Source organism: Acidobacteriota bacterium (genome assembly GCA_028875575.1).
Taxonomy (GTDB): domain Bacteria; phylum Acidobacteriota; class Terriglobia; order Versatilivoradales; family Versatilivoraceae; genus Versatilivorator.
On record JAPPDF010000097.1, the window covers coordinates 56,859 to 82,153 of the forward strand.

Annotated in this window: 11 protein-coding genes; 4 read left to right on the forward strand and 7 right to left on the reverse strand. The window is 63.1% G+C overall.

The features are described from left to right. Positions 1 to 471 precede the first annotated feature (471 nt). From OXI69_16460 to OXI69_16475, 4 genes are all read right to left on the reverse strand, one after another. Positions 472 to 1,218, reverse strand: coding sequence for a Sir2 family NAD-dependent protein deacetylase (locus tag OXI69_16460; protein ID MDE2667736.1), 747 nt, complete (start codon positions 1,216 to 1,218; stop codon positions 472 to 474). 28 nt (positions 1,219 to 1,246) lie between these two features. Further along, positions 1,247 to 2,719 carry a DUF1501 domain-containing protein gene (locus OXI69_16465; GenBank protein ID MDE2667737.1) on the reverse strand — a complete coding sequence of 491 codons (1,473 nt, stop codon included), beginning with the start codon at positions 2,717 to 2,719 and terminating at the stop codon, positions 1,247 to 1,249. A gap of 34 nt (positions 2,720 to 2,753) precedes the next feature. Continuing rightward, positions 2,754 to 5,273: a PSD1 and planctomycete cytochrome C domain-containing protein gene (locus tag OXI69_16470; GenBank protein ID MDE2667738.1), complete on the reverse strand. Its 2,520-nt coding sequence runs from the start codon at positions 5,271 to 5,273 to the stop codon at positions 2,754 to 2,756. Between the two features lie 177 nt (positions 5,274 to 5,450). Then, positions 5,451 to 6,458, reverse strand: coding sequence for an NAD-dependent epimerase/dehydratase family protein (locus OXI69_16475; GenBank protein MDE2667739.1), 1,008 nt, complete (start codon positions 6,456 to 6,458; stop codon positions 5,451 to 5,453). 663 nt (positions 6,459 to 7,121) lie between these two features. Here OXI69_16475 and OXI69_16480 point away from each other — a divergent pair. Continuing rightward, complete coding sequence (locus tag OXI69_16480; GenBank protein ID MDE2667740.1) at positions 7,122 to 9,215, forward strand: acylase; 2,094 nt, start codon at positions 7,122 to 7,124, stop codon at positions 9,213 to 9,215. Positions 9,216 to 9,234: 19 nt separating this feature from the next. Here OXI69_16480 and OXI69_16485 read toward each other — a convergent pair whose 3' ends face one another. Next, entirely contained in the window at positions 9,235 to 11,598 is a 2,364-nt protein-coding gene (locus OXI69_16485; protein ID MDE2667741.1) for a response regulator, read from the reverse strand. A 582-nt stretch (positions 11,599 to 12,180) separates the two neighbouring features. On the opposite strand from OXI69_16485, the gene OXI69_16490 reads away from it, so the two are divergent. From OXI69_16490 to OXI69_16500, 3 genes are all read left to right on the forward strand, one after another. After that, positions 12,181 to 15,120, forward strand: coding sequence for an OmpA family protein (locus OXI69_16490; protein MDE2667742.1), 2,940 nt, complete (start codon positions 12,181 to 12,183; stop codon positions 15,118 to 15,120). 347 nt (positions 15,121 to 15,467) lie between these two features. Beyond that, positions 15,468 to 15,878 carry a hypothetical protein gene (locus tag OXI69_16495; GenBank protein MDE2667743.1) on the forward strand — a complete coding sequence of 137 codons (411 nt, stop codon included), beginning with the start codon at positions 15,468 to 15,470 and terminating at the stop codon, positions 15,876 to 15,878. A gap of 505 nt (positions 15,879 to 16,383) precedes the next feature. Then, positions 16,384 to 18,741, forward strand: coding sequence for a response regulator (locus OXI69_16500; protein MDE2667744.1), 2,358 nt, complete (start codon positions 16,384 to 16,386; stop codon positions 18,739 to 18,741). A 453-nt stretch (positions 18,742 to 19,194) separates the two neighbouring features. Here OXI69_16500 and OXI69_16505 read toward each other — a convergent pair whose 3' ends face one another. Continuing rightward, the gene (locus OXI69_16505; GenBank protein ID MDE2667745.1) at positions 19,195 to 22,557 is read right to left on the reverse strand and encodes a UvrD-helicase domain-containing protein; all 3,363 of its coding nucleotides are present in this window, start codon (positions 22,555 to 22,557) and stop codon (positions 19,195 to 19,197) included. Further along, on the reverse strand, positions 22,550 to 25,189 hold the full coding sequence (locus OXI69_16510; GenBank protein MDE2667746.1) for a PD-(D/E)XK nuclease family protein: 2,640 nt from the start codon (positions 25,187 to 25,189) through the stop codon (positions 22,550 to 22,552). Before OXI69_16510 ends, OXI69_16505 begins: the two co-directional genes overlap by 8 nt. Between the last annotated feature and the right edge of the window lie 106 nt (positions 25,190 to 25,295).

Below are 25,295 nucleotides of genomic sequence, written 5' to 3' on the forward strand. Positions count from 1 at the left end.
GCGCCTAGTGGCTGGAAACCGGTTCAAAGTCGAGCATGGGCAAATTTTTTATTCACATCGATGCACAGGATATACAGGATTTTTTTCAGGAAACGGCTAGCTCTTCATGCCGGGAATCCGCAAAACCGCACCGGATCATCGCCTGAGCTGGCCTCTCGTGCTGGAAGCTCTTGTCCCGTTAATCCTGTGCATCCTGTGCATCGATGTTCAATAGGGAGAACAACGTGCAAACGGAAAAGGGTCCTTGTTCCTGATTTGACATGAAGGTTCGATGTTCCACTCTCGTATGCTCCGCCCCGTCGTCGGGGCTGGGGCGGCACGTATTTGAAGGAATGCGCCGAGACCGACAAGATGCTTTGCGTGTCGATCAAACAGCTCTCCACTCTCCACTCTCCACTCTCCACTACTCACCTAGTCGCACCCCCGCCCAATGCGACGGTACGGATCGTACAAAGCAAGAAACGGGGTGCTTCAGGAAAGCGGTTCCACCAACCGGGGCAGGGTATGTCCGATTTCGTCCCGGATCACCAGGTCGGCCAAGCCGTCCAGAGGGGTCTCGGTCCGGTTGAGGATGATGAGTCTGGCCCCGGACTGCTTGGCCAGAAGGGGAAGGGAGGCAGCCGGCTCCACCACCAGGGAGGAGCCCACTGCCAGGAAGACTTCACAGGCCCGGGCGGCCCGCTGGGACCGGTCCAGCACTTCCAGGGGAAGCGACTGGCCGAAGGAAACGGTGGCGGGCTTGAGCAGTCCTGCGCAATGGGTGCAGCGAGGCGCAAGCTCACCCTTGCCGACCCGTTCCACGGCCTCATCCATCGAGATCCTTCGGTCGCAGCCGAGGCAGACCGCTTCGGCCGTGGTCCCGTGGAGTTCCAGGATCAGCTCGCTGTCCAGGCCCGAACGACGATGGAGGCCGTCGATGTTCTGAGTGATCATGGCCAGCAGCTTGCCCTGGCGGGCCAGCTCGACGAAAGCCAGGTGGCCGGGGTTGGGGACTGCGTCCCGCATGGCCGGCCAGCTTTCCACCTTCTGCCGCCAGTATTCGATGCGGTCGGCTTCGTTGTCGAGGAATTCCTGATAATAGACGGTGCGGTTGCGGGCCCAGACCCCGTTGGGGCTGCGAAAATCGGGAATTCCCGACTCGGTCGAGATTCCGGCTCCGGTAAAGCCGGCCACCGACCGGCATTCTCCGATCCACCGTCTGCCTTGCTGCAGGTCCATCGGTTAGCTATTGGTGGCGCGAGGCAGGCTACGCCAGCACGGGCCGGATAATCTCTCCCCGCACGCCGGTGAGGCGTTGGTCCAGCCCTTGGTAGAAGTAGGTGAGCCTGGTGTGGTCCAGACCCATCAGGTGCAGGATGGTGGCGTGGAGGTCGGACACGTGGCAGCGCTGCTCCACGGCCGCAAATCCCAGCTCGTCGGTAGAACCCACCGCCTGTCCTCCCTTGACCCCGGCGCCGGCCAGCCACATGCTGAAGCCGTGCCAGTCGTGGTCTCTTCCGGGCCTGCCGACCCCTTCGCTGGTGGGGGTCCTGCCGAATTCACCGCCCCATATCAGCAGGGTTTCCTCCCACAGGCCGGTGCGTTTGAGGTCGGCGATCAGGGCGGCGATGGGCTGGTCGGTTTCTCCGGCGTGGAGCTTGTGATTGGTAATGCAGTCGCCGTGGCCGTCCCAGGTGTCCTCGATGTGTCCTCCCCCGGAATAAAGTTGAACGAAGCGGACGCCGTTTTCCAGGAGACGGCGGGTGATCAGGCACTTGCGGCCAAAGTCGGCCGTCAAAGGCCGGTTCAGGCCATACATTTCCCTGGTGGCCTCGTCTTCGCGATCCAGGTCTACCGCCTCGGCGGCAGTGGTCTGCATGCGGTAGGCCAGCTCGTAGGTGTTGATCCTGCCTGCCAGCTCGGCTTCCCGCGGACGTGAGGCCAGGTGCTCCTCGTTCAGGGTCCGCAAGAGATCCAGGGAGTGGCGCTGGGTCTTCCGGCTGACGCCGGGAGGGGTGGCCAGATCCAGCAAGGGCGCCCCAGTGCTTCGGAACAGGGTCCCCTGGTAGGGTGCGGGCATGTATCCGGCCGTCCAGTTGGAAGCACCGCTGATGGGCCCGCCCCGGGGATCGGTCATCACCACAAAGCTGGGAAGGCTTTCGTTGAGAGTGCCCAACCCATAGCTCAGCCACGATCCCAGGCAGGGCTTGCCGATGGTGACGTTGCCGGTGTTCATCTGGAGGCAGCCGGAGGCGTGGGCGGCCGTGTCGGTATACATGGAGCGAATGACGCACAGGTCATCGGCAAACTTGGCCGTGTGGGGGAAGAGGCTGCTGATCTCCAGGCCGCTCCGGCCGTGATTGCGGAATGGGAAGGGGCTCTGCATCAGGTAGCCGATGGCCCGGTTGTTGGAGCCGACCTCCAGGGGCCCCTTGTAGGGAGTTCCGTGAAAGCGGGTCAAGGCCGGCTTGGGATCGAAGGTGTCCACTTGGCTGGGAGCCCCGTTCATGAAGAGAAAGACGGCATGCTTGGCCTTGGCCGGGAAATGCGGCGTCTTGGCGGCCAGCAGGGAGCCGGCCCCGGAGAGACTGTCCGAAGCGGCCGCGGTCCGTGTGAAGTAGCCGTCGCGAGTCAGCAGGTCGGCGAGGGCCAAGCCGGCGAAGCCGCCCCCCACCTCCCAGAGGAACTGCCGCCGGCTCCGACCGCAGGGCGTGGGGTTGGGAATGTACCGATCGGACATGGTTTTACCTCTGGATAGAACAAGCCGTTCCGGATCAATCGGGATAGACAAACTCGTTCAGGTTCAGAATCACCCGGCACATTTCTCGCAGAGCTCCACGGCGTGCGTTGGCCGGAAGAACGTCCTGCTGTCGGGTCTGGTTGTCGGTTTCCCGCCGCAAGAATGCGAGAAGGTTGCCTTTTTCCGCCTGGCTGGGAGACCGGGCCAACGCCAGGGCATAGGCCCTTTCAATCTGTTTCTCCGGGTCGGTCCCCACTTCGTTCTCCAGGCGGGCGGCCAGATAGCGGGCCTGCCGGTTCACGAACTCCCCGTTGAACAGGGAGAGCGCCTGCGGGGCCACGCTGGTGGTCATCCGTCGGGCAGCGGTCTTGGTGGTGTCGCACAGGTCCAGTACCTCCAGCATGGGAACCACCAGGGAGCGCTTCAGGAAGACATAGATGGTGCGGCGGGAGCGGGCTTCTTCCTCAGTGGAAGGCTTCCAGACGGTGTCGGGGTCGCTGTGCCCCTCCAGCGCCGCCCTGGAGATTCTGGGAAACATGCTGGGCCCGTACATGCGCCGGTTCAACCGGCCGCTGACCGCCAGCATGGAGTCCCGAATGGCCTCCACCTCCAGTCGAACTCGGGGCATGCGCCACAAGAGCCGGTTCTCCGGATCTTCCTCGCCGTACCGAGCATTCCATTTCCGGCTCATTCGGTAGCTGTTGCTGGTAAGGATCAGGCGATGGAGCTTCTTGAAGGACCATCCTTCCCGCACGAACCAGTGGGCCAGCCAATCCAGAAGCTCCGGGTGTGTCGGCTTCTCGCCTCGCATGCCGAAATCGCTGGCGCTCCGAACCAGCCCGTATCCGAAGTGCTTTTGCCAGATGCGGTTGACAATCACCCGGGCGGTCAGAGGGTTTCGAGGATCGACCAGCCATCGAGCCAGTGCCAGCCTGCGCCCGCTGCTCCTGTTCCGGGGCTCCGGCCGAAAGACGGTCTCTGACAGAATGGCTGGAAAGGCCGGCTCTACTTCCGGCCCCGGATTGGCGGCGCTACCCCGGATCAGCAGATGGGTGGCGGGCGGGGACGGAGCCGGCTCGTGCATGAAATAGCCGCGGGGCAGGTCGATTCGGGCGGCCTCCAGCGCCCGGATCTCTTGTTCCCCGGCCTCCAGCCGTTCCCGGACGGCGGCCGGCACCGGGGCGTTTCCCACTTCTTCCGCCAACTGTTTTTCGAAAACCTTCCTCAAGCCCTTCTGCTTCCGGCTGGGATCGGGGGCCAGAAAGGCCTGCACCGCCAGGGCCGGCAAATTGGATCGGCCCGACTCCAGGAAATCCCGTTGCAAGAGGGCTCTCAACCGGTCGAGCTCCTCCTGCAGGCTGTCGATCCGGTGGGAGGTGGCCTGGTACTGCTCCAGTTGCCGGGGAGTCCCGATCGGCAGGTCCAGCTCCGTGCGGTAGTCGCGGGGACGCTGCAAGCCGTTGAAGACGGCCACCATGGAGTAGTAGTCCCGGGCGGTCAGGGGATCGAACTTGTGGTTGTGGCAGCGGGCGCAACCCAGGGTCAGTCCCAGGAAGACCTGGGATGTGGTGCTGACGATATCGTCCAGTTGGTCGAATCGGTCGGTTTCGGGATCGGCGGGTTCATCGTCCCAGGGTCCCAGGCGGAAATACCCGGTGGCGATCATGCTCTCGGCCGAGGCGTCGGGCAGTTCGTCCCCGGCCAACTGCTCCAGCACAAAGCGGTCGAAGGGCTTGTCCCGGTTTAAGGACCGGATCACGTAGTCCCGGTATTTCCAGACGTGGGGCTTGGCGCGGTCGCGCTCGTATCCGTTGCTTTCGGCGTAGCGGACCAGGTCCAGCCAGTGCCGGGCCCAGCGCTCCCCGTAAGCCGGACGCGCCAGCAGGTCATCGATGGTCGCCTTGTAGGCAGCCTCGCTCGGGTCCTTCAGAAAGGCTTGCTGCTCTGCCAGGTTGGGGGGGAGTCCAATCAGGTTGAGATAGAGCCGCCGCAGCAGCTGATGGGGTTCGGCCGCTAGGGAGGGCTTCCAGCCGTTGACCTCCAGTTTTTCCAGGACGAAGGCATCGATGGGATTCCTGACCCAGCCCTTCGCCTGCACGGCCGGCAGCTCAGGGCTGGAGATGGGTTGGAATGCCCAGTGATCACTGGCGCCGGTCGGGGATTCGGAGGGGTCCTCTTCCTGCGGCCAGACGGCGCCCTGATCGATCCAGCGCCGCAACAGCTCCACCTGTTCGCCGGTCAGCGGCGGTCCCTCCGGCGGCATGACCACTTCGGGGTCCCGCCCGGAAACGTAGCGCAGCAGCAGGCTGTCCGAGCTGTTACCCGGAACGATGGCCGGGACACCTGAGTCACCGCCCCTGAAGGCATCCGACCTGCGGTCCAGCCGAAAACCGTGCATTTGGGCTTGGCTGCCGTGACAGGTCAGGCAACGCTCCTGGAAGATCGGCTGGATCTCGCGGGCGAAATCCACCGCGGAATCGCTGGCCCTTCCCGCGACGATCAGCAGCCCGGCGGTGGCCACAATCGCCAGGGACGCCCGGGCCGGATTGCCCATGATCACGATGTTCTCCTGACCGTCAAGAATAGCAAATGGGCGATTGGACCTTCAAGGGAGGGATGAACTTGCGAGGCCGTGCCTCACACGGGCAGAAAGGGAAAAAGATATCCACGAAGGGCCACGAAGGGGTTGGAGAGGGCTCAAGAATCCACCATTTGGTCGATGTTGTTTCGATCAGGAATTTCTGGAGGACCCGCCCGTCACCAGTCCCAACTGCTCCATTTCGTGATCCAGCGTTTCCCGCAGTCCCTCCTCCAGCGAGCGGGGGGCGAAGCCCAACTCGCGGCGGGCCTTGCGGTCGTCGCCGATGTAAGTTGTCCCGGCCGTGACCCGAAGGCTCTCGGCCGCGTATGTCGGCGGGAGGGGTAGGAAAGCTCCCAGCAGGCTCATGCAGGCTGCCAGGGCCTTCAGGGTTCCGGGTCCCGGGTGAATCCGGGGCGCCTGGATGCCTGTCAGGCGCTCTGCCAATTCGAAGACCTCACGGAAGGTGTGGACCGGGCCGGCGACGATGTAGCTCTCGCCCGCCCGGCCTTGTTCCATGGCCAGAAGATGAGCCGCGGCGGTGTCCTCGACATGGGCCCAGCAGAATGTGGATCGTTGAGGGGTTGCGGGCAGCCGGCCCCGCAGATACTGCCGGATGGCCGTGCCGATGGCGCTGGTGTCAGCGGGTCCGTACACGACGCCGGGCTGCAGGATGACCAATGGCAAGCCGGCCTCGGCCATGGGTTGGGCCACCTGGTAGTGTGCCATCCACTTGGTTCGCTCGTACTCGGTCAACCAGGGGCCCTGGTGGCGGAATCCTTCGTCGACCAGCCTTCCACCGGTGTCGGAGGAGACGGCGACGGTGCTGGTGTAGACGATCCTGGGAACGCCCAGCTCCAGGGCTGTTTCCAGGACGTTGCGGGTGCCCTCCACGTTGATTGGGTAGGCCTCCCCCCGGTCTTTGACTCCGATTCGGTACCAGGCGGCAAGGTGGAAGAGGCCGTCAACCCCGCTCATGGGAACCCGCAGGGAGGATTTGTCCCGGACGTCTCCCTGATGGAGGACGGCGCCGTCAGTCTCGAGGTCCCCGGCGGCCCCGGGGTTGTGCACCAGTGCCGCCACCTCGTGTCCGGCCCGGAGGAGCTGCCTGGCCAGGCAGCCGCCGATGAATCCGGTGGCGCCCGTCACCAGATATTTCATGAAGTGCCCCTGGTCATTGAAAAAGGCCGCGGCTGCCTTTCAATAATAGCAATGACAGGGAGTGATTATCTCTGGAAGAATGGAGGGGGCTGCCCGAAAGGGGTTGGCGCGCCCTCTGCCCTGACCTGTGGATCATTCGAGCAAAGAATGGCAGATGGTTAGCCAAGTTGAACCCCGAATGAACACGAATATACACGAATGCGTATGGACTTCGTTCGACGGCAAGCGACACCGAATTGCTTCTGCAAACTCTTTACTTTGGTATCACTTCGTGTCCTTCGTGGATAACCCTCTCAATATCGGTTGTCACCCCCAAACAGCAAGCGGGCCTATTGCAAAATTCGGCAGCGGGACGTTTGCCGGGAATGGCCACAAAAGGCACAAAAACACAATTTGTGCCTTTTGTGCTTTTTGGGGTTAGACAGCGTTTTTTACCGAGTCGCACCCGATGTTGAAAAAGGCAGGACCGCAGGTTTGCCGGCAAGATGAACTGCCCCGCTGCGAATTGTGCAAAAAGCTCAACGCATCACTCCGTATATTGGTGTTCATTCGTGTCCATTCGTGGTTCGTCGTTCCCCTTCGTGGGTATCTTTTTTGGGTCCCATGTAGTTTGTCCCTCAATTGTTTCAACCAAGTGACATCAGCCGTTCAAGGAGGCTGGCGATGAGAAGCCGAAGCCGTTGCGTACCGGGCCGATGGATCCTGCTGCCCGGGATGGCGCTGGTGCTGGCGGTTGGGGCCTGCAGCCCGCGTAATCACGGGCCGACCGAGATCCTGTGGGACCGCTGGGGAGTGCCCCACGTCCACGCCGCTGACGCCGGGGAACTTTTCCGGGCATTTGGCTGGGCCCAGATGAGGAACCATGCCAACCTGATCTTGCGGCTCTACGGCGAGGCTCGCGGCCGGGCAGCGGAGTATTGGGGAGAATCCCACCTGGATTCCGACCGCTACCTGAGAACCATGGGCGTGCCCGAGCGGGCACAGCAGTGGTACCTGGCGCAGAAGCCGCGGTTCAAGGGGTATCTGGACCGCTTTGTGGAGGGGATGAACGCCTATGCCCGCCGGTACCCGGAGAGTATCGATTCCGAGCTGGGGGCCGTGCTGCCCCTGGATCCCACCGATGTGCTGGGGCACTTGCAGCGGGTGATCCACCTCTCCTTTGTTGGAAGAGAGGTCACATTCGGCAGAGCCGGGCAACCGGTCCCGGGATCCAACGGATGGGCCATTGCCCCCTCGCGTTCGGCCGGAGGCAACGCCATGCTGCTGGTCAACCCCCACCTGCCCTGGAGCGGGCTATTCACCTGGTTCGAAGCCCAGTGGAAGACTCCGGAGGTGGATGCCTACGGGGCCACTCTGGTCGGAATGCCCATCCTGGGTTTGGGTTTCAACGATCACCTGGGTTGGACCCATACCACCAATCCGATGGACGGCATCGACCTGTTCGAGCTGACAGTGGTCGAAGGCGGCTACCGCTGGGATGGAGCCGTCAGGGACTTCGAGACCGAATCCCAGTCCATCCGGGTCCGCCAGCCGGACGGGACCACTCGCCGGGAGAACCTGACAGTGCGCCGCTCGGTCCACGGCCCGGTCCTGGAGGTCAAGGACGACAAGGCGGTTGCGGTTCGGCTGGTCGGTCTGGATCAGCCCCACATGTTCGAGCAGTACTGGGACATGATCCGGGCCAGGAGCCTCCCGGAGTTCGAATCGGCGTTGAGGCGGCTGCAGATTCCGATCTTCAATCTGATCTACGCCGATCGGGAGGGGCACATTCTCTACCTGTTCGGTGGACGAACACCGGTCCGTTCCGGAGGCGGCTGGCAGGATTGGCAGGGAATCGTTCCCGGGAACCGCACGGATATGCTCTGGACCCGGACCCATCCCTACGAAGAGTTGCCCCGGGTGGTGGATCCCTCCAACGGGTGGGTGCAGAACGCCAACGATCCGCCCTGGAGCTCGACCCTCCCCAGGCTGCTGAATCCCGGTGATTTCCCCGCCTATCTGGCCCCCCGTCGGCTGCGCTTCCGCGCTCAGCGATCGCTGCGCATGCTGAAGCAGGACCCGAAGATCAGCTTCCAATCCCTGAGCCGCTACAAGCATTCCACCCGGATGGAAATGGCCGACCGCATCCTGGACGAACTGACGGCCGCGGTGAGCCCGCGGTCAAGCGATCTGGCTCGACAGGCGGCTCGCGTGCTGAAGGGTTGGGACCGACAGGCCGAGGCGGAGAGCCGGGGCGCCGTGCTTTTCGCCGAATGGGTTCGGAACGCAGGCGCGGGGATATTTGCCACGCCCTGGCAGGTGCGGGAGCCCCTGACCACGCCCAAGGGACTGGCCCAGCCCGCTGCTGCCGTGGCCGCCTTGGAACGAGCCGCCCGCAACACTATTGAAAGTTTCGGCGCCCTGGACGTGCCCTGGGGAGAAGTCTATCGCCTGAGAATTGGAGAGCGCGATCTTCCGGCCAGCGGCGGTCCCAGCCGAATGGGGATATTTCGCTCCCTGGAGTTTGCTCCGGAGAAAGACGGCCGATTCCGGGCACTTTTCGGCGATTCCTTCGTGGCCCTGGTGGAATTTTCCCAACCGGTCCAGGCGAAGGCCCTGTTGAGCTACGGAAACGCCTCTCAACCCGACTCGCGCCACCGCGGCGACCAGTTGGCCCTGTTTGCCCGCAAGCAGCTGCGTCCGGTATGGCGGACCCGCCAGGAAATCGAAGCGAACCTGGAATCGAGGGAGGTTTTAAGCCGCATTCCTCACCAATAGCAGGCAACGCACCATGCCATCACAGGTCGTTCGGCTTGGGCATGCGGTAGCCGACCTGGCGTACGTTGAATATGTATTCGGGGTTGGCCGCGTCGTCGCCGAGCTTGTGCCGCAGTCTTTTCACGTAGGCACGCACCGATTGGGAGTCGCCAGTGTCTTTTCCGCTCCACACCTGACGCAGCAGCGAATCGTAGGTCGTTACCCGTCCAGCGTTGACCGACAGTACGCGGAGCAGTTCGTACTCGGTGGCCGTCAGTTCCACGGGATGCCCCGCCAGCGTCACCCGGTGTTGCTCATAGTGGACGGCCAGGTCCCCCAGTTGGAAGGGTTCCGGCGGCTGGACAAGTCTGCGCAGGGCCGCCTGGACTCTCGCAATCAGCTCGGTCGGTGAGAAGGGCTTGACGATGTAGTCGGCGGCCCCGCTTTCGAGGGCCTTGGCGATGGTCTCGTCCCTGGCGTAGCCCGAGATGAAGATGACCGGCAGGTCGCCCAGCTCGGGAAGGCGCTCCATCAACTCGACGCCATCGGTGCCGGGCAGCATCAGGTCCAGCAGGACCAGGTGGGGCTTTTTGGTCTTGACCAGGTCGGATACCTCCCTCGGGTCGCCGGTCACCAGAGGGGAATAGCCCGCTTCCGTGAGAGCGTCCCGAACGTAGCGCAGCGTCTGGGGATCGTCGTCCACCACCAGAACACGTCTGGGTTCCTTCCCTTTCCGTAGTGAGCGGGAAGCGCCTCGGACCGAGCCGCGTGCGACGCTGTGTCCGGTCTGCTCGGCCACCGGGATGGTGAAAGTAAACCGCGTGCCCTGACCCTTCCCGTCGCTCTCGGCCCGGATTCGGCCACCGTGGGCCTCCACCAGCCCCTTGCAGATGGCCAGGCCCAGACCCAACCCCCTGATCCCACGCTCCTGATCGCCGGCGCCGACCCGCGTGTGCTTCCGAAACAGGTAGGGTAGCAGGTCCTGCGGCACGCCCTTGCCTTCGTCGGAGATCGAAATGGCCACGTAAACGCCATGCCGCATCGCGCCCACCCGGATCGGAGAGGGTGCGGGAGCGTACCTGGAGGCGTTGGAGAAGAGGTTGTTCAGAACCTGGACGATGCGCCTCCGGTCCGCCAGCACCGGGGGCAGGTTCGGAGGCAGGTCGACAAGAATGGTATGCTTCCCTCCCCCGCTCTGGAAGGTGTTTCTGGCCAGTTCTACCAGGTTGGCCACTTCCGCCGGCTCGGGGGCCACGGACAGGGTGCCCGTCTCGATGCGCCCGGCATCCAGTAAATCGCTGACCAGGCCCCGCATGTGGTCGGCCTGCTGATCGATGATGTGGAAGAACTGGCGCATCTCGCTGGGCACCAGCGGCGGTGAGGCGCCCAGCACGGTGGCGGTCGATCCCTTGATCGAAGTCAACGGAGCCCGCAATTCGTGGCTCACCAGGCTCAGGAACTCGGCTCGCGATCGTTCCAACTCCTCCAGCGGCGCCAAATCCTGCATGGTCACGACCAGCGATTCGACCTCGCGGTCGGCGGAGTGGATCGGAGTGGCATTGATCAACGTCCTCACGCTACGGCCGTCGGGAACCTCGAGCACGATCTCCTCGGCGCGCACCGCGGTGGCTGCGCTCAACTCCTGCTCCAGCGGGAATTCGTTCAGAGCAATTTCCCGGCCGTCGGCACGCCGGTAGGTAATGGCCTTCAGAAGTTGCTCCGGGGATTTGCCCGACGGGTGCGGACCCTCGACGATCCGCCTTGCCTCTCGGTTGACCCTCAACGGGTGTCCGGTTCTGGCACCGAAGACTACTACCCCCACCGGAGATGTTTCGACCAGCGCCTCCAGGTCCGCCCTCGCCTGCTGCTCAGCCCGGTGGGTGCGAGCGTTGGCGATCGCCGCCGCCACTTGCGACGCGAACAGTACCAGGACCTGTTCGTCCTCGCTGGTGAACTCCCCGCTGCCTTCCTTCCCGCACAGAAGGAAGTTGCCGAAGTTGACGCCCTGGTGATACATCGGCGTTCCCTGAAAGGTCTTCGACGGCACCAGCTTCGAAGAGAAGCCGAGAGACTGGACGTAGTCGGGCAGGTCTCGCAGTCTGACCGGTCCCGGGAGGTCCCGGAAGTGTTCGAACAACCGCACCCCGTTGGGCCAGTCCATGAGTCGACGTTCCTCCTCGGGCGTAAAACCGGCGGTGACGACGTCCTGAATCTTCCCGGATTCGTCGATGGTTGCAATCACACCGTAGCGGGCACCGGTGAGCTCGCAGGCGCTTTCCGCGGCCTCGCGCAGGACCGTCGCAAGATTGAGGCTGGCGCTGATGCGCAAGCTGGCCGCGCTCAGCTTGGAGATACAGTCCCGCAGCGCCTCGTTTTCTCGCTTCAGCGTGTCGGGGTTGGGCAATGGCCGTTCCTCCGTCCGAGGCGGACCCGCTCGGAGACAGTCGCCGGTTGCCTCGGTGGAGATCGGTTTGGAGCAGCTCCCGACCTCTCCGAATCTGAACAATAACATCGGGAAGCATTGCTTCACATATATTTCACTCTATGGGTTCAAAACTTCCCGAAGTCTTCACACAAGCTGAATTTTCAGGGGGTTTGACGGAGTTAATTAGCCTTCGAGGTGGGAGCAATGGGTAGGCACAGGGTGTTGGCGAAGCGAGTTTTTCCATAAGAATTCACCCTCCACCAGCTTCAAGAGTCGCTTCATGGGGCTTGCACCAAGTTGCTACCGTGAGACTCGGAGCGTAAGCTATCGCTTGCGCTGTCGAACGTCGGATGAAGTATCCTAGGCATCCCTTGACTCGTCGCAACCGGTTTAAACCGCACCCTTGAAAACAACTTAACCGCGGGCATCCACCCACCGAACTGAACTCAGAAAGGTCGGCACGACAGACACATGGGAAAAAAATTGCTTGAAACGAAATCATTTGACAAAGCGGGGCCGGGACACGATCGGTCCAATATCTCCGTGTACAGCCTTGGTTTGATGGGCAAACAACTGCTGTATCTTTGCGCTGCCATCTGCCTTTCAGCAACGCCGTCGGTCAGTCAACAGCTCCAGCAAAAAACCGGTGATTGGGAAGAGATCAACTTCGCGACTAGCCGGTCGGTCCTCACCGACGGGTTCCCCAGCCTGCTGCGCCTGGCTGAACTGCTGGAGCAGCACCCTGACTACCGCGTCAGACTGGAGGGCCACGCTGACAGCATCGGTCCGGCCGGCTACAACATGAATCTGGGTCGCAGACGCGCCGAGGCGGTGCGGGATTTTCTTGTCAAGTACGGAGCAACGACGGAGCAGATCGAGATAGGAGCCCACGGTGAGCGGCGGCCAGCCGCCGACAACACACTGCGGTCGGGTCGCTGGATGAACCGCCGCGTCGAGATCACGGTCACTGACGGGGCAGGTCGAGTGGTCAGCGATCAGGGAGTCCAGGAAGCGATCGTGTCGATCGGAAAAGGGCGGAACGCTCAGGAAGGATGTTGCGATCAGATTCTAAAGGAGATGAAGAAACTCGATCGGATCCTGGCGGTGCTGGAGGATCTCAAGGACCAATACCAGAAACTCGAGGATAAACACCAATCCCTCAAAGCCGACTTCGACAAACTCAAGCAAGCACAGCAGGTGCTGGGAACCGAGGTGGCTGCCGCGCCTAAGCCTGTCACCGAGGGCCGAGTGCGCCAAATGATCGGTGAGGAGACCCCGAAGCCCTCCGACAAATTCGCGCGCTACAATCTGATGGCAGGACCCGCCTCGCCAGACGGCAACCTGACCGTGGGAGCCCAAGGTCAGGTGTTCCTACCGTTCGGCGGGCGTCATGCCGTCCAGGCTCAGGGCGACTTCAGGCACGGCTTCCGCCGGAACGAGGGGCAGTTCGATCTGGGGATCGTCAACCGCTTCGGACCGATGCAAGCGGGGGTCTTCTCGAGCTTCAAATACGTAAAGTTCCAAGAATTCAGCCACGGCGGGTCCCTCGGCCAGGCCGCCGGGACCCTCGACTACCTCTTCTCTCAGGGCCGGGTGGGACTGTTCGGGACCAAGGGGTTCCTCGACGGCGCCATCCTGAATAGCCGTTTCCTGGGCCAGAACCGAGTCGAAGAGACTTTCCTGAGCATTGTGGATCAACTGGGCGTCTCGACAGCCATTGGCGCATGGGGAGATTCCTGGTTCGAAGGCGATTTCGCGACCCAGTTCCGCCGCTTCGACAGCAACAGCGTCGGCGGAAGCATTCGCTATGTTCATCCGATCACCGACCATATTGCCGTTACTCTCGCCAGCGGCATCAACGAGACTCTGATCTCCAGCAGCAACAGGGCAAGCTTTACGGTTGGCCTTGAGTTCGGCAAATGGCTGAACCCGAAAAACTACGCCAGGACCGAGGGCCCCGTGCCTGTCAACGTCCCCAAGGTCCGCTATGAGGTGCATACGCGCACCGTCCGGACGGGCAATGATCTTCCGGTGGCCGACGCGGGGCCGGACCAAGTCGGCGTCGACTCCGGCGCCATCATGCTCGATGGCTCGGCTTCCTACGACCCGGACGACGATCCCATTACCTTTATCTGGGAACAGGTCAGTGGCCCTGTCGTGGCTCTCGCCTCCGTGACCTCCTCTCAGACCAGCTTCACGGCCGAAGAGAGGCAAACCTATCACTTTCGCCTGACTGTCAAGGACGATCACGGTGGAGTGGGTACAGACAGCGTGATGGTCAGCACGGCTGATTCCCGGATCACGATCAAGAGCTTCACGGCCGAGCCGATTCACATCCGAATCGGTGAGAAAACCACTCTGGACTGGGATGTCCTGAACGCAACCGAGGTGGAGATCTCCGGAATCGGTCCCGTCGACCCCAGAAGCGGCAGCCTGACCGTCAGTCCGACCGAAACCACCACCTACACGCTGATTGCCCGTAATCCCAAACGGGAGGTGAAACGGACCGTGGAAGTGACGGTTGATTCCCATATCACGATCAAGGGATTCACGGCCGAGCCGATTCACATCCGAATCGGTGAAAAGACCACTCTGCACTGGGACGTCCTCTACGCAACCGAGGTGGAGATCTCCGGAATCGGTCCCGTCGACCCCAGAAGCGGCAGCCTGACCGTCAGTCCGACCGAAACCACCACCTACACGCTGATTGCCCGTAATCCCAAACGGGAGGTGAAACGGACCGTGGAAGTGACGGTTGATTCCCATATCACGATCAAGGGATTCACGGCCGAGCCGATTCACATCCGAATCGGTGAGAAGACCACTCTGCACTGGGACGTGCTGAACGCGACCGAGGTGGAGATCTCGGGAATCGGCTCGGTCGACCCCAAGGGCGGCAGCGTGACCGTCAATCCAACCGAAACCACCACCTACACGCTGACCGCCCGCAATCCCAGACGTGAGGTGACTCAGACCGTGGAAGTGACGGTTGATTCCGAAATCACGATCCTTAGCTTTACGGCCAAACCCAGTCAGATCTTCCCTGGCCTGGGCACGGAAGTCACTCTGGACTGGGACGTGCTGAACGCGACCGAGGTGGAGATCTCGGGAATCGGCTCGGTCGACCCCAAGGGCGGCAGCGTGACCGTCAATCCAACCGAAACCACCACCTACACGCTGACCGCCCGCAATCCCAGACGTGAGGTGACTCAGACCGTGGAAGTGACGGTTGATTCCGAAATCACGATCCTTAGCTTTACGGCCAAACCCAGTCAGATCTTCCCTGGCCTGGGCACGGAAGTCACTCTGGACTGGGACGTGCTGAACGCGACCGAGGTGGAGATCTCGGGAATCGGCTCGGTCGACCCCAAGGGCGGCAGCGTGACCGTCAATCCAACCGAAACCACCACCTACACGCTGACTGCCCGCAATCCCAGACGTGAGGTGACCCAGACGGTTGAAGTGACGTTGCTTGAAGGGTTTCCGCCACGACCTCGGTGATTTTGCAGGAAGGTGAGAGCGACTTGACCTGGGAAGTGTGTCAGGCGACCGAAGTGGTGGTCTCCGGAATCGGCTCCGTCGACCGAAGAGGCGGCAGCGTAGAGGGCTCGGTCCCGGTCACCTCTAGAACTCCGACATGCTTGGCAAGGCCATCGACGTCATCGCCGACTTGCCGGCCATGATCGGCCCCTGGCTTGTCCTATTCCCCTCAGCGCGCACATGCTCGCTCGACCGTAGAAACCGCTACGCTCTTCGCTCACGAGCACGCGCTGAGGGGAAAATTACTGTGCCAGGATCACGCCCCCTGGTGAGAAACTCGGGCTAGAGTATCTGACCGCCAGCCGTCATTGCGTGCCGCACGCAGCGTCGACAGGGTCCGCAATATGCGCCGCAACTCCTACCCCGGCCTCGACACCCTCGAAGCTCTGTGCCGCGGCGGCCGGCTTGAGATCGTGCCTCTCGATGAGCGGAGGAAATCACCCAAGTGGCTTCTCGCTGTCGAGAAGCGCCCCGCATGGTCCGACAGACTGCGGGAGGAAATCCGCCAGGATCCGGTCGAGATCCTTGGTCGCAACCGCAAAGTTGGCTCGTCGCCGGTCCATCTCCCCAGATACCCCTTCCCGGTGGACTTGACGCCCACGCCGCAGGTATTGGGCAACTCCTCCAGTATCTGCTCCAACGTCATCGAGGCCTGCTTCTCTAGACGGCTCAACTCCTTGGGCTGCACCGGTTCCAACACCCGCACCAGTTGCCGGTAGCACTCCCCGAGCGCCCCCACGGTCTCCTCCAGCCAGGGGAACAACTCCCGTTGAAACGTGAACCGATGTCGTGATAGCGTTTGTCTGAGGGGTAAGTTCATTCTCCATTCATCCTGTGGTTTAGGCTCGTTCCTGATACAACAGAGAGTGGTCTTGTCCCCCCACTCACCCATCCTCCCGTACCTCTGAAAACAACAAGATCCCACTGGTTGCCCAGTTTTGCAAAAGGTTCAATTGCCAAAAAGGACACCGTCGCAATGACCCGGAAACGCTTCGATTCCGTCAGCGCAGCAAAAACCTGGAGCGGCCAATCGGGATCCCGGTCGGGCGACCGCGAACTGCTCTCGCGAAGCTTCGGCAAGGACATCTTTGGAGTGAAGGAGGGGGGCGCGGGGCAAACTATGGTGTCAAGACCGCGCCAATCAGGGGGCAAGCGGCTTGTGCATCGTTGTAACGGTGCAGAAGGAACAGATCGCACGTGGCTGGCCTATGGCAGGGCTGAGAAATGAATCGTTCCGATGAACTGAGGCGTCAGATCGAGGCGCTCCAGGAGCGCGTCTCCAGACTGAGCGCCGCCGTCCTGCGCATCAGCGTCAGCCTCGATCTCGACACCGTGTTGCAGGAAGTGGTCGACAGTGGCTGCGCCCTGACCGGAGCCCAATACGGCGTGATCACCACCGGCGACGAAGCCGGAAGGGTCCAGGAGTTCGTCACTTCCGGCTTCACGCCCGAGGAACAAGAACAGATGGTTGCCTGGACGGACGGACCGCGGCTGTTCGCGCACTTTCGCGAGCTCGACGCGCCACTTCGGCTGACAGACCTGCCCACCTACGTCCGGGCGCTCGGCTTCTCGTCGGACCTGATGCGGTCGAAGACGCTGCAGGTCACGCCGATACGGCATGGGGACGACTACGTCGGCAACTTCTTCCTCGCCGGCAAGGAAGGCGGCCGGGAGTTCACCAGCGGCGACGAGGAGATGCTGGTGCTGTTCGCCTCCCAGGCCGCGGCCGCGATCGCCAACGCCCGTACGCACCGCGACGAGCGGCGGGCGCGGGCCGACCTGGAGACGCTGATCGAGACCTCACCGGTGGGCGTCGTGGTCTTCGACGGCAGAACCGGCAAGCCCGTGTCGATCAATCGGGAGGTGCGGCGAGTTGTCCAGGCCTTGGACATGACGAGTCAGTCACCCGAAGAGCTGCTGAGAATGATTAACTGCCGCCGTGCCGACGGACGGGAGGTCAACTTGGCGGAGTTCCCGCTGGCGCAGCAACTGAGCGGCGGCGAAACCGTGCGCGGTGAGGAGATGACGCTCACGGTCCCGAGCGGCCGGAGCGTCACCATGTTGGTCAACTCGACGCCGATACAGGCGGCCGACGGCGCGGTCGAGTCTGTCGTGGTCACCCTGCAGGACCTGGCTCCGCTTGACGAGTTGGAGCGGTCTCGAGCCGAGTTTCTGAGTCTTGTGAGTCACGAACTGCGGACACCGCTAGCCGCAATCAAGGGCTCGGCCGCCACCGTGCTGGACGCCTCTCCCGCCCCGAGCCTTGCCGAGGTACTTCAGTTTTTCCGCATCATCGAACAACAGGCTGATCACATGCGGGGCCTGATCAGCGACCTGCTGGATGCGGGACATATCAAGGCGGGTACTCTGTCGGTAACCACGGAGCCGGCGGAGGTGGCCAACCTGGTGGAACAGGCCAGGAAAACCTTCCAGAGCGGTGGCGGCCAGCACACGCTCCTGATCGACCTGCCGCCCGATTTGCCTCGAGTTCTGGCCGACCGGCTCCGCATCGTCCAGGTTCTCAACAACCTTTTTTCCAATGCGTCGAGGCATTCTTCCGAAGCCTTTCCCATCCGGGTCTCAGCCGTGCAAGATGGCGTATACGTGGCAATCTCGGTCTCCGATGAAGGTCAGGGCATACCGCCGGAGCAGTTGCCACATCTATTCCGCAAGGACGTGCGTGTGGGAGGCGGCGAGGGCGTCACCAGGGGGGCGGGCCTGGGGTTGGCCATTTGCAAGGGTCTGGTGGAAGCCCACGGGGGCCGCATCCGGGCCGATAGCGGCGGAGCGGGTCTGGGAGCGCGGTTCACTTTCACTATTCCGGTAGCCGAAGAGACTGACAGTCCTGTCACTATCGGCTTCGCCCGCGGTTCCTCGCGCTCACCGGAGAAAGGACAGGGGGGCACGCGCATCCTTGTAATGGACGACGACCCGCTGACGCTCCGCTTCGTTCGCGACGCGCTCTCTGCCGCGGGCTACTCTCCGCTTGTAACCGGGGACCCTCAGGAACTGCCCCGTCTGATCAAGACGAAGAAGCCCGAACTGGTCCTGCTGGATCTGGTGCTTCCCGAGACCGACGGCATCGAGCTGATGGAAAGCCTGCCCGAGTTGGCCGATTTGCCGGTCATCTTCATCTCCGCCTACGGAAGAGACGACACTATCGCCAGGGCCCTGGAGATGGGCGCCGCCGACTACATCGTCAAGCCCTTCTCTGCGAGGGAGTTGACGGCGAGGGTCCATGCTGCCCTGCGGAAGCTTGCCGCAACGCCCAAACCCTTCCATCTGGAGGATCTGGAGATCGACTACGAGATACGTCGGGTGACCGTGGCCGGCCGGACGGTGCAACTGACACCCCTCGAATACGAACTTCTCCGCACCCTGTCGATCAACGCCGGACGGGTTACGACATACGATTCCCTGATTCGCCAAGTGTGGAGCGGTAGGGAGTATGCCAGCGCTCGGCTGGTGCGCACTTTCGTGAAGAATCTCCGCCGTAAGCTTGGCGATCACGCGAATGTCCCCACCTATATTCACAACGTGCACGGGGTCGGCTACCGTTTGGTGGCCGAAGACGACCAGTGAGCACCCATCCCTTCGGCTCGAAGCGCTGACGGCAGCAGAACATCTCACGAGTATCGCTTTACCGACCGGGTAAAGGACAGCCACCGTGCCCTGAGCAATGAAGCGACGGTGACGATCGCGGTCACGGGGCTGAACTGGCCGGGGGAGCATCGTTTACCAACGTCGTCGCCAGGGTCGGTCTGCCGGCATGGCTGCCGGCCAGGGGGGCTCCTACGGCTACCGATTCGGCATCGGTCTTGTCCTGAACTTCTGAATGCGGGCAGCGCCGACCTCTCGCCGCCGGAACCACTCGGAAGGCCCCGCTTCCGACTCTCCCTCCAAGCTGTTGCCCTCAGTCCTGACAGGCAACGCTCAAAACGCATCGATTGTCCCTCTGAACGCTCTTCCGAAAACTCTGGTGAGATTTGTCGGCTGGCTATCCGGGCGTGGGCCCGGCGATGCGTGAACCCACGGTCAACCCGGGTAAACCCACTCCCGCCAGCCCTGGAGCATGGGGAAGTACAGACCCAGTCGAATGGGGCGGGAGTCCATGGACCGGATCAAGCTCCCGTAGGTTTCCAACTGGGTGCGGTAGCGGGCCTGCTCATTGTCGAGAAAGTCTTCCGGGGACCCGCCCGTATGGGTTCCCGTCTTGTAGTCGATGATCCACCGTGTGCCGTCGGCCACGAAGGTCCGGTCCAGGACGTGGCGACGAACGCTGCCTTGGAGCACCGTGGAGAGTGCATACTCTCTCCGGTCGTCCTGGTGGAGTGAAAGAATCCAGCGGCCGCGGTCGTCCTGGACGGTGTTTGTCAGAGCGGAAACGGCTCGGGAAAGGGCCTCGTCCAACTTGTCGCCCTCCAGTCCCTCCTGCCTCAATGCGACGCGGAGGGTTTCCTTGCTGAAGTGCAGACGGTCCGGCGCCCACAGTTGCTGAAGCATCCGGTGGACCACCGTTCCCACTCGCCGCTGCAGCTCGCCTGCCCACTCGAACGTCGGTTGGCGTGGCCCCGGGTCCTCGGTTCCGGGAGGCTGTGTTCCGGGTTGCCAAACCACATCCTTCGGGGGAAGGGGCGGCGACCAGTCGGGAGTCAGGCGCCGCAGAGGGACGCCTGGAGGCTCCGGGGGGACGGTGTCGACCGTATCTTCTTTCTCAACGACCGGGTTCGTCAGACTCTGGGAGAACTCCGGCTCGACCGTCTTCCAGACCTTTGCCAGCAGCGAGCGCGAATCGGGCGCTCTCAACCCGGGCTCTTCGGGATCGAGCCTGGTGTGTCCCAGCAGATGCAGGCTCTTCCGGGCTCTGGTGGCGGCCACATAGAGGAGGCGCGTATTCTCATGAACCCGCTTCTGCCGGTCAATGCTTTTGAGGTAGTCGTAGAGTGCGTCCTTGTCGCCCGCGGCCTCGGGTATCGGTGCCAGCAGCAGGCGGGACCGATCACCGTCCGGGTACTCGGTCCAGCGCAGCAGGCGTGGATCGTCGTGCCGCGCTCGGCGTCCCAACCCCGGCAGGATTACCGTGTCGAACTCCAGCCCCTTGGCCTTGTGAATGGTCATCAACTGCAGTTCTTCGCCGGCTTCGACGTCGGAGGGAGCGTACAGGCGGGCGACGTCCTCGGCGAACCGGGTCTCGTCGCGGAGTCGCATGCCGTCGGTTGACTGCTCCAGAAGGTCCAGGCAGGCGGCGGCATCCTCGAGTTCCGCCTGCGTTTCAAGGCAGGCCGGACCGCCCAGAGCGATCCACAGGCTCTCCACCCAGCGGCGGACCGGCAGGCGCTCCCGCCGGGCCAGAGCATCCCCTAGATGAGGGATCAGGCGGTGGAGCCGCGTCCGGCCGTCGGGAGACAATCGTTCCTGTCTGGCAGGGTCCCGCATCAGATCCCAGACGGCGGCGGTCGGATCGCCCCGCACCAGCGCATCCAGGTCCCCCAACCTCAGACCGCACCAGGGCGCCCGCAGGATCGACAACCAGGCCAGTCGGTTCCCCGGATGCAGGAGCGCCTGCGTGAGGGACATCAGGTCCTGAACCACCGGGCGTTCGCCCAGGGCATCGATCTCCACGGCACGAAATTTCTTTTGGCTCTGGCGTAGCGCGGCCACGATTTGGAACAAATGGCTGCGAGCCAGCACCAGCACGGCAATGGTCCCGTCCGGGTTCTCTTGCCGGGCTTCCTCGATGATTTCGATGACACGCCGGGCCTCCTCGGGCCGCGGGTCATCCGTCAGACACGGATGCAGGCGAACGGCCCTGCCGGGACTGTCCTCCTTGAACGGCACCGAGGGTTCGTAGGTCACGGCCCCGGTCAACACGTCTTCAGTCTCCGGGAAGGCATCGCTCAGCGCTCGATTCACCCAATCCACGATTCCCGGACTGGAGCGAAAATTCAGTGACAGCGTCAGTGGCTCCGGCCGGACAGCGGCTATTCCGTTTGCCCGAGCGCTCAGAAACAGTCCCACCTCGGCCTCGCGAAAGCCGTAGATCGACTGCATGGGATCGCCAACCAGAAACAGCGTGCGTCCGTCTCCTGGCTGCCAGTCTCCGATGAGTCGGGCCAGCAGGCCGTACTGGCTTTGGGAGGTGTCCTGAAACTCGTCGATCAGCAGGTGATGGATTCGGCAGTCGAGCGCAAAGGCAAGGGCGGTGGGAACCTCGTCGGTGCCCAGAGCCCTTCGTGCACGAATCGCCACCTCGGTGAAGTCGACGCCCCCTTCTTCCCGAAATACGAGTTGAAGCTGGCCGACGGCCACGGGCAATAGGTGCACCAGGGCGGCCAGCACCTCCCACTGCCCATCCTCGAAGTGCGACGAGGGCAGCTTCCGCAAGGCATGCAGCGAAGCCTCGGCGCTTTCGTCGAGTTCAATTCCTTGCCAGGCCTCCTTGGCGGCACGCCCTGCAGAGGTCGGGGGGAACCCCTGGTTCCTGTTCAGGGTCCGGCGGCGGTCTCCCTGTCGGCTCAGGAACATTTCCGCCAGCCCCCGCCAAAGAGGCAGCGACTGCAGGGTAGCGTCCGGAAATTCCTGCAGCTCGAAGCAAGCGTCAAGAGCGCTGGCGCGCTTCAGTTCTCGAAGGTTCCCGGCGGCGAAGCGAGCCAGGGCGACCGTCTCCGCCCTGAAGCCCTCCGGGAATGCCGCCTGCACCCGTTCGAGAGCGCGCTCCACCACCCGCTCGAGAGAACGCTCCAGTTCCTCGCGCAACTGGGCCGGTGGCGGCTGTCCGACCACGTGTCGCAGCCACTGGTCACGGTTCCCCAGCATGGTGCTCACCAACTGCTCGACTGTTGCGATGTCGTTGTCGAGGTGCGCGAGGAGTCGCGACAAGGCTGCGGAATCGTCAGCCGCTGTCCGGTCAGTTTCCAGCATGGCCAGCGTTCGGCGCGCCGCCGCAAGGTAGAGGCGCCCCGCGTCTTCCTCGGGCCCGAGCGAGGCACCCATGCGGGATACCCAGGGCATCTGCCTGACCAGCAGGGCGCATAGAGAATCGATGGTTTGAATGCGAAGGCGGGAGGGATGTTCGGTCAGGCGCCAGTTCAGTTTGTCGTTCTGCGCCAAGGCTGCCTGCGCCAATTTCCAGGTGTGGGCTTCATGCGGCGCGGCGGGCTGCTGTCCGGGGGCTCTCTGGATTGCGGAGATGACCCGGTGGCGCATCTCCGCGGCCGCCTTCTGCGTAAAGGTGATGGCGACCACGGCCTCGGGTTGCTCGACCTGCCCCAGCAGCGTCAGGAACCGCTGGATGAGCAACTCGGTTTTTCCGGATCCCGCGGGCGCCTGAACGATGAACGACTGTGAGGGGTCGAGCGCCTGCAGACGCTGCTGCCGGTCCTGGGTCCGGTCAATCATGGCCGCCCTCGGGCTCGGCCGGAGCCTGTCCGATTCGGCAGAGCGCGGGCAATGCGCAATGCCGGCAGGTCTTGCGGGGGTCCTTGGGGTCGACCACGGCCTCCCCCGCTCTGAAGCCTCGACCCAGCCGATCCAGGACCTCCCGCCACTCTTCAATGGTCTCTTCCAGGGGTGGCTGTTCATCGGGCACCTTGACGTCGGGAACGATCCCCGCGGAGCCGGCCAGGCCTCGAAAGCCGAAGGCCCCGGTCTTGAGGCTGCCGAAGAAAACCCCTGCCACCGGAGCTCCGGCGGTTGCGGCGTAAATGGGCAGTTGCGGTTCATCGGGTCTGGGGCCGTCCCAGTCCGAAGGCCGGCACTCGCCGGTCTTGTAGTCCAGAATGACCAGTTCTCCGCTTTCGAGTCGGTCCACGCGGTCGGCGCGGATGTTCATCCGGAGGCCGCCCAGGGTCACCCGCCGCCCCTCTTCCTGTTCGAGCATGGTAAACGCCTGCCGTTGTTTCTCGAGGACGAGCCACTGCCCAATGACGCGTTCCAACCGTTTCTGTTCAATGGCCGCAAACCGTGTATTTCGCAGGATCCGTCGGAATCTGGCAAACTCCCGAATCTCGGAACCGGCCTGGGAGCGCACCAGTTCCGCCAGTTCTTTCTCACCGATCGTCACCAATGCCTGGTGAGATCGCAACTGCTCCCAGACTCGCTCGAGAATGCCATGAACCAGTTGGCCGCGGTCCAGAGCGTTCAAGCCGGGCTCGGGATCGTCCGGAGCTCTTGCTGCCAGGCGCAACTCGGCAAACGCCCTGAAGGGACAGGCCGCTTGCAGTTTGAACAGGAAGGTTCCGGCCCGGAACGGGACGTCGCCGCAGGGCGGGGCGCGGTGGTCCTGGACGGTCTCCATCCGGGAGGAGCGCCGAAGCAGTTCCGGGTAGCCTGCTGAAGCTGCAAGCCCCAGGTCGGCCTCGACGACTTCCGGCAATGCAGTCAGGAGCGGACTGACTCTCAAATCCGAATCGCCTTTCCGCCGGGGATGGCTGACGATCACGGTTGGAGCGCTCGACAGGAGGCGGGCCGTGAGGGTCCCGGCAAACTCCAGTTCGCGGTCCGGGGACGAGCGGGGCAGGTTGAAACGCCGTTGCAGGCTAAACGGCAGGAACGGATCGGGAGACGGGGCCGCCGGCCAGGCGTTGTCGTGCATCCCCATGATCCAGAGCCGGTCGAAGCGCAGGCCGGAGGCCTCCAACAAACCCAGAATCTGGACAGGCGCCGGCTCGGACTCCGGCTGAAACTGCCTGCTGGAAGCCAGTTGTCTCAACCTGCCGATGGCCGCACCCAGGGAGATGTTCCCGCAGACTCGGTCGAGCCTGGCCAGTTCGGAGAGCAGTTCTCTCCAGACTTCAAGCGTCTGGTACTCCGCACTGTCGATACCGCGGTCTCCCGGCCACCCGACCGCCTGCAGGAATCGGGACAAGGCTGGAGGCCAGTCGCTGGGCATCCGACTGGTCTGCAGGGCCTGGTACTGCTCCGTCCAGGCCGTCAACCGGGACGCGAGCTCGGGACACTGCCGGGAGCCATCGCCGCCGCGGGCCAACCGGATGACGTCTCTCAACGAAACGTAAGGCTCTCCCATGGAACGCAATTCGACGTCGAGCAGGGCGCGTCCGGTCAGTTCCTCGTCGGAACTCTGCAGAAACGGGGATCGCAGGAGTCGGCCGGCGTTCTCGATCGGAACCTTCCAGGGGTCGGTTCCAAGCAGGAGGAATGCCGTGTCAATTATGGGATACCCGCTGGCGGGCAGTCCCAGAGAGATGTTGAACAGCCGCCTCGGGTCGAGGTCCTGCCGCGCCCGGGAGCGGGGATGCAGGGTTTCACCGAAAATCCGCTCAACCTGGCTGCGGCGCCCGCCCAATTCGGGAACGACGACGCCGATTCGAAAATCGGGGGATGCGGCCTCCGGTTCGCTTTCCAGAATTCGGCGCGCCCATTGGGCGGCGGCGCCGATCTCACGAGCAGCATCGACCAGGCCCAGGCGCACGGCCCTGCCGGCGGCTTGGGGGATTTCGCGCTGCCGAACTTCCGTCCCGCGTTGTGACAGGCAGTCGAACAGGCGCTGCTGAGCGGGCGTTGGCTCGAGAAAGCCTGCAAATTCCACTTGCTTGGGGACCGGGAGCTCTCTCCGTTCGATGAGATCCGCTACCAATGCCGGAAGTTCGGCGCCTGACAACCACCCGTTCCGGCGGCAGCGGTGACGAAACTCCTCGACCCAACCCAGGAAGGTTTCGGAATCTTCCTGGTCTCTCCACTCCGAGGCGTCCAGGGGAAGATTCCAGGTGCACACAAGACTCCATGAGGTCAGAGCCGCTTCGGCGGTTCTGGGGACCTCGAGCAGCCCGTCTTCAGGGCCGGAAGGGATGATGTCTTCCCAGATCGCCCGTTCCTCGGCAGGACGGAGGGGGCGTGCGGCGGTCTTCGCCTGTCCGGAAAACAGCCACTCCCTCCACATTTCGGACAGCCACGCCGACAAGGGCAGGATGCCGGGCGTCGGCCAGGACGACCGGCCTGCGGCCTCTTGTTCGCGGTCGTATTCCTGCTGGAGTTCTCGGGCCAGTCGGAGATTCGCGGTGATGACGGTCATATTCGGTGGCTCGAGTCTAGCACGATGAGATGCCCGCGCAAGCCGGGAGGGGACGTTGTTGAATTTCCGGAATACCTCTTTGCAGAGAGCAGGTAGGAAACGTTGT